This window comes from Puniceibacterium confluentis (assembly GCF_007923445.1).
Classification (GTDB): domain Bacteria; phylum Pseudomonadota; class Alphaproteobacteria; order Rhodobacterales; family Rhodobacteraceae; genus Puniceibacterium; species Puniceibacterium confluentis.
In genome coordinates, this window is the sequence record NZ_VOJI01000100.1 from 1 (window position 1) to 657 (window position 657).

Sequence of the window (657 nt, forward strand, 5' to 3'; positions counted from 1 at the left end):
TCCTTCTTTTTTGTACCTTTGTATTGTCAATAAAGAGGTGATTTTTACGCCCTGGGCAGCGCGCAAAATTTTCCTGGCCGGAGAGGAATATTTTCCTGGGGAGAGAACAAAAATGAAGCTCTGAAGCGACAAGCGAGTGTTTAACCAAAATTATTAACAACTAATTATCAACTATTTAAAAATTAAGAGGAGACAAGATTTATGGCAATCAAAGTGAAAGCAGTTGAGCGCAAGCTCAAGTTTACGAAGAACGAGAACGACCCCGGGGTCTACCGCTATGTGCTGGGCGCTGAGCTCTACACGGCGCTGAACCAGAAGAAGGTCATCCGTGAGGCGGCTCTGCGCAGCGGCGTGAGCCAGGGTGTGATGCAGGCATGCTGGGACGCTGCCGGCGAGGTGATCAAGGCATGGGCGACCGAGGGCCACAGCGTGGCGCTGCCCGGACTGGGTACCATGCGATTCGGTGTCCGCGCGAAGGCGGTGGAGAAGGTGGAGGACGTGAAGAGCGGACTGATCAGCGCTCGACGCATCATCTTCACTCCCAACAGCGACCTGAAGGAGGAGCTGAAGGCCACCGCCATCCAGATTACCTGCTACGACCGCAACGGCGAGGTGGTGAAGCGCGTGACCTCGGACGACGAGGGCGAGGTGGAGGAC

At 54.8% G+C, this 657-nt stretch carries 1 protein-coding gene; it reads left to right on the forward strand.

Annotated features, from left to right (window positions below; genetic code table 11):
* Window positions 1–201 precede the first annotated feature (201 nt).
* On the forward strand, window positions 202–657 hold a 456-nt coding region (locus FOY53_RS24255), incomplete at its 3' end, for an HU family DNA-binding protein (RefSeq protein WP_146592541.1).